We start from the raw sequence: 5,730 nt of genomic DNA, 5'->3' as shown, positions 1-5,730 counted from the left end.
GAATGCAATAGTCGACTTACCCGAGATACCTGTGGGAGCTGGCTTGCCAGCGATGAGGCCCGCTCAGACAACCCATTAATTGAACCTGCTGCGACAAAAACAACAAGCTCAGGAGCAACACCATGAAAACCGCAACCCTCGCCGCCCGTCGCTGGTGGTACATCATGCCGATCGTGTTCATCACCTACAGCCTGGCGTATCTCGATCGCGCCAACTACGGCTTCGCCGCCGCCTCGGGCATGGCCGCGGACCTGATGATCACCCCGGGCCTGTCTTCATTGCTCGGGGCGCTGTTCTTCCTCGGCTACTTTTTCTTCCAGGTGCCCGGGGCGATCTACGCGCAAAAGCACAGCGTGAAAAAAACTGATTTTCTTCAGCCTGATCTTCTGGGGCGGGCTCGCCACGCTGACCGGCGTCGTGTCCAACGCCTATTGGCTGATCGTGATTCGCTTCATGCTCGGCGTGGTCGAAGCCGCAGTAATGCCGGCGATGCTGGTCTACCTGTGCCATTGGTTCACCCGTGCCGAGCGCTCGCGGGCCAACACTTTTCTGATCCTCGGCAACCCGGTCACGATGTTGTGGATGTCGGTGGTCTCGGGCTATCTGGTGCAGCACTTCAGCTGGCGCTGGATGTTCATCATCGAAGGCTTGCCGGCGGTGCTCTGGGCGTTTATCTGGTGGAAACTGGCCGATGATCGTCCGGCTCAGGCCAAGTGGCTGAGCGATCAGGAAAAGCACGATCTGGAAAGCGCTCTCGCCGCCGAACAGGTCGGGATCAAAGCGGTGAAGAACTACGCCGAAGCCTTCCGTTCGCCGAAGGTCATCATTCTGGCGCTGCAGTTTTTCTGCTGGAGCATTGGCGTCTACGGCTTCGTGCTGTGGCTGCCGTCGATCCTCAAGGCCGGCGCGCAAATGGACATGATCGAAGCCGGCTGGCTGTCGGCGCTGCCCTATCTGGCGGCGGTGATCGGCATGCTCGGGGGTGTCGTGGGGGCTCGGACAAGCTGCAAAAACGCAAACGCTTCGTCTGGCCGCCGCTGCTGATCGCCTCCATCGCGTTCTACGGCTCCTACGCCTTGGGCGCGGAGCATTTCTGGTGGTCCTACACGCTGCTGGTGATCGCCGGCGCCTGCATGTACGCGCCTTACGGACCGTTCTTCGCCATCGTTCCGGAGATCCTCCCGGCCAATGTTGCCGGTGGGGCTATGGCGCTGATCAACAGCATGGGCGCGCTCGGTTCGTTCGGTGGCTCGTACCTGGTCGGTTATCTGAACAGCTCCACCGGTTCGCCCGGCGCTTCGTATTTGCTGATGAGCGGCGCGTTGCTGCTGTCGGTGGTGCTGACGATTTTTCTCAAGCCCGGCGCCAGTGATCGTGTCGTGGCAAAAGCCGTTGCCACGCGTCCCGTGCCGGCGCATTCCTGAAGAGATTTTTGCCCATGAAAAAGCAAGTCGTGCTGTACAAGAAACTGTCGCCGGCGCTGATGACGCGCCTGCAGCAACACTGTGACGTGACGCTGATCGAAACCCTCGACGCCGACGGCCTGATGAAGCTGCGCGACGCCTTGCCGAGCGCCCACGGTTTGCTCGGTGCCAGCTTGAAACTCGACGCCGCGCTACTCGATCTGGCGCCGCAACTGCAGGCGATTGCCAGCGTTTCGGTGGGCGTCGACAACTACGACATCGACTACCTGAGCCGACGCAAGATCCTTCTCAGCAACACCCCGGATGTGCTCACCGAAACCACCGCTGACACTGGCTTCGCGCTGATCCTCGCCACGGCCCGGCGCGTGGTGGAACTGGCGAACATGGTGCGCAGCGGCCAGTGGCACCGCAACATCGGCCCGGCGCATTTCGGCACCGATGTGCATGGCAAGACCCTGGGCATCATCGGCATGGGTCGCATCGGCGAGGCGCTGGCGCAGCGCGGGCATTTCGGTTTTGGCATGCCGGTGCTGTATCACAGCCAGTCGCGCAAACCGGCAGTCGAGGCGCGTTTTGACGCGCAGTACCGTAGCCTTGAGGCGCTGCTGCAAGAGGCGGATTTCATCTGCCTTACCTTGCCGCTGACCGCGCAGACCGAAGGTTTGATCGGCGCCGAGCAATTTGCGCTGATGCGCCCCGAGAGTATTTTCATCAATATCTCTCGCGGCAAAGTGGTGGATGAAGCGGCACTGATCGACGCGCTGCGCCATCAACGGATTCGCGCGGCGGGGCTGGATGTGTTCGAGCGTGAACCGCTGAATCATGACTCGCCGTTGTTGCAGCTGAATAATGTGGTGGCAACGCCGCACATGGGTTCGGCGACACATGAGACGCGGGAGGCGATGGCCAGGTGTGCAGTGGACAATCTGCTGGCGGCTTTGGCTGGGGAGAAGCCGGCTAATCTGGTGAATCCAGCGGCTTGGCAGGGCTGAAAAATCGCCGACTGAGAGTCCGTCTTCGCGAGCAGGCTCGCTCCCACAGGGTTCAGGTTGCACATAAAACTTTGTGCCCCCTCCACCCACTGTGGGAGCGAGCTTGCTCGCGAAGGGGCCAGCCTCGACAACACAAACCATCAGGCACTGCGCGCCTGCAACAACTGCACCGCACACAACGCAATCCGTGCACAGGCATCCGCCAGCTTCACCCGGTCCAGCACCAGCCCGATGCGAATATGCCCCGCCGCACTCGGCCCGAACGCTTCACCGGCCAGCACCGACACCCCGTAACCTTCCAGCAGCCGCTCGGCAAATGCCTGCGCACCAAACCCGGTCTGGCGCACATCGACCATCACGAACATCCCGCCGTCGGGGCGAATCGGCTGCAGCCCCGGGCAACCGCGCAAGCGTTCGCACACCAGATCGCGACGCAACCGATATTCCTCGCGCATCTGCGTCACCTCCGGCAGATCTCTTGCCAACGCAACCTCTGCTGCTTTCTGCACAAAATCCGGCAGACCGAACAGCATGCTCAACGACAGGTTCACCAGATGCTCGGCCAGCGCTTTCGGCCCGATCGACCAGCCGATGCGCCAACCAGTCATGGCGTGGGATTTCGACAGACTGTTGATGGTCGCCGTGCGTTCGGCCATGCCCGGCAGACTCGCCGGGCTGATGTGCTCGCCCTCGTAAAGCAGATCGCTGTAGACCTCGTCGCTGATCAGCCACAAATCGTGACGCACGCACAGCGCCGCCAGCGCTTGCCAGATCAGCAGGGAAAGGCTCGCGCCGGAAGGATTATTGGGACTGTTGAGCAACATCGCGCGGGTCTTCGGCGTGATCCGCGCGGCGACATCGGCGGGGTCAACGCGAAAGCCGTTTTCCGGTCGTACCGGTACCGGCACCACCGTCGCGCCGCACGCGCCGAACACCCCCTCGTAGGTCACGTACATTGGCTCGGCGACGATCACCTCGTCACCCGGATCCAGCAGGCATTGAGCGACCGAATACACCGCGCATTGCGCACCGGGCAGCACGATAACGTGCTCGGCATCCACCACCTGACCGCTGCGCCGCTGGTGGCGAGCGGCGATCAGCTTGCGCAGCGCCAGTCGGCCACGCACTTCGGAATAATGCGTATCGCCAGCCAGCAGACTGTCGATGGCGCCGTGAATGATCGGCAGCGGCGTGTCGAAATCCGGATCACCCACGCTCAGCAGCAGAATGTCGACTCCCTCGGCGCGCAACGCCAGCGCGCGGTCATGAATCTGCCAGGCCGCTGCCCCCTCCCCGGCGATGCGTTGGGTCAAGGCTGAATAGCGCATGTACGTCTCCTGATGGCGCGGTCTCCAGCCTTCACCCTAGGTCAAATCACAAACCGCGCCACCATCGCGTTCAAATCCACCGCCAGACGCGACAGTTCATGGGTCGCGGCGCTGGTCTGGTTGGCCCCGGCAGCCGATTGCGTGGCCAGGTCACGGATGTTGACGAGGTTGCGGTCGACCTCACGCGAGACCTGCGCCTGCTCTTCCGAAGCGCTGGCGATCACCAGGTTGCGCTCGTTGATCTGATGGATCGACTGGGTAATCTGCTCCAGTGCCACGCCAGCGGCACGAGCCATTTCCAACGTGGTCTGGGTGCGCTGGTTGCTTTGCTGCATCGACGACACGGCTTCACCGGTGCCGTTCTGAATACCGGCGACCATTTTTTTCGATTTCCCGAGTCGACTGCGCGGTGCGATGGGCCAAGGCGCGCACTTCGTCCGCCACCACCGCAAAACCACGTCCGGCCTCACCGGCACGCGCCGCTTCGATCGCCGCATTGAGGGCCAGCAGGTTGGTCTGTTCGGCGATGGCGCGGATCACGTCCAGCACCTTGCCGATGTCACGCCCCTGCGCGGCGAGGCCTTCGATCATTTGTGCAGTGCTCTGCACGTCATGGGTCATGGTTCTGGATCGCGTCGACGGTTTTCACCACTTGATCGCGCCCTTCGCGAGCGGCCTGGGTCGACTGGTTCGAGGCTTCGGAGGTCGACACCGCGTTGCGTGCCACTTCTTCCACCGCGGCGGTCATTTCGTTGACGGCGGTGGCGGCCTGTTCGATCTCGTTGTTCTGCTGTTGCAGGCCACGGGAGGCTTCTTCGGTGACCGCGCTGAGTTCTTCGGCTGCAGCGCCCAATTGAGTGGCGGAGCGGGCGATCTGTTCGATGGTTTTGCGCAGATTGGTCTGCATCGTCGACAAGGCTTGCAGCAATTGTGTGGCTTCGTCTTTGCCATCCACTTCAATCGACTGGGTCAGGTTGCCGCCAGCGATGGTTTGCGCCGCCTGCACGGCACGGTTCAGCGGGGTGACGATGCTGCGGGTCAGCAGCAGGGCCAGCAGGACAGTGGCAAGCGCCGCGACAACAGCCACAATGACGATACCGGTAATGGCGCTGTCGTAGTGCTCACCGGCCTGCGTGGAGGCGACTTTCGCGCCTGCAGCGTTGATTGCAATCAGCTTGTTGAGCTGTTCGCCCATCTGGTCAGTGCCGTCCTTGATCCGCGTGTTGATCAGGGTGCGCATTTCGTCGACCTTGTCCTGACGCGACAGCTCCATCATCTGGTTTTGCGCTTGCAGGTAGTTATCGAGTGTGGTCGCGAACGTCTGGTACAACGCTCGCTCTTCGCTCTCTGCCGGCAACGCGGCGTAACTGGCCTGAGCACTGCGCACCTTGTCCACCAGCACGCCGATACGGGTTTGCGCTTCTTGCAGGCCTGCCGGGTCGCGGTTGACCAGAATCCGGAACGACAGAATCCGCAGGCGCAGAACGTTTTCCGTTACCACGCCAAGGTACGTGACGCTGGGCAGTTGATTGGTCTCCATGTCGATGGAGGCCTGGCGGATGGTCGACATGCGGTTGACGGCGAACACACCAAGGACAATCACCAACAAGGCGATAAAGGCAAAACCGAGGAAAGCACGAGGCGCGATATTCAGGTTACGCAAGGACATGGTTGGACTCTCGGATAGAGGTAACTGCGAGCGTCCTTGCCGTCATCACTGGCCCTTGAGCGGGGTCAGTCCGGCGGCACTGTTCGAGGGAATCTGTGTGCGCCTGACCTCTGTATCGGCGGCGCTTTAGGAAGATTTCGTGTAAAGCGAAAATATTTTTCAAGGTGTTTCACAACTGAAACACCCTGACACCAACCCTCTGTGGCGAGGGGATTCATCCCCGATCGGCTGCGCAGCAGTCGCAAAATCTCAAAACTCGTTTTTTAGCGAAAAACGCAGGAGGCTGCTTCGCAGCCCATCGGGGGATGAATCCCCTC

3 protein-coding genes and 2 pseudogenes are annotated in these 5,730 nt (G+C 61.5%); 2 read left to right on the top strand and 3 right to left on the bottom strand.

The window, feature by feature from the left end; translation table 11 throughout:
• The first annotated feature begins 122 nt into the window (after positions 1–122).
• A pseudogene (locus tag HT737_RS00975) lies at positions 123–1,424 on the top strand (MFS transporter).
• A 14-nt stretch (positions 1,425–1,438) separates the two neighbouring features.
• A complete protein-coding gene (locus HT737_RS00970; RefSeq protein ID WP_182401034.1) occupies positions 1,439–2,416 on the top strand; it encodes a D-glycerate dehydrogenase in 978 nt (325 codons plus the stop codon).
• Between the two features lie 140 nt (positions 2,417–2,556).
• Here the strand turns inward: HT737_RS00970 and HT737_RS00965 are convergent, their stop codons facing one another.
• From HT737_RS00965 to HT737_RS00960, 3 genes and pseudogenes are all read right to left on the bottom strand, one after another.
• Positions 2,557–3,744, bottom strand: a complete 1,188-nt coding sequence (locus HT737_RS00965; RefSeq protein ID WP_047294279.1) for a pyridoxal phosphate-dependent aminotransferase — start codon at positions 3,742–3,744, stop codon at positions 2,557–2,559.
• 41 nt (positions 3,745–3,785) lie between these two features.
• Positions 3,786–4,124, bottom strand: a complete 339-nt coding sequence (locus HT737_RS32510; protein WP_374011120.1) for a hypothetical protein — start codon at positions 4,122–4,124, stop codon at positions 3,786–3,788.
• 4 nt (positions 4,125–4,128) lie between these two features.
• Positions 4,129–5,413 (bottom strand): annotated as a pseudogene (locus tag HT737_RS00960) (methyl-accepting chemotaxis protein); the annotation flags it as partial.
• Between the last annotated feature and the right edge of the window lie 317 nt (positions 5,414–5,730).

The sequence above is a fragment of the Pseudomonas sp. MD195_PC81_125 genome, from assembly GCF_014060985.1.
Taxonomy (GTDB): domain Bacteria; phylum Pseudomonadota; class Gammaproteobacteria; order Pseudomonadales; family Pseudomonadaceae; genus Aquipseudomonas; species Aquipseudomonas parakoreensis.
Note: the sequence above shows the minus strand (reverse complement) of the source record. Positions and strands in the feature narration are given on the sequence as shown.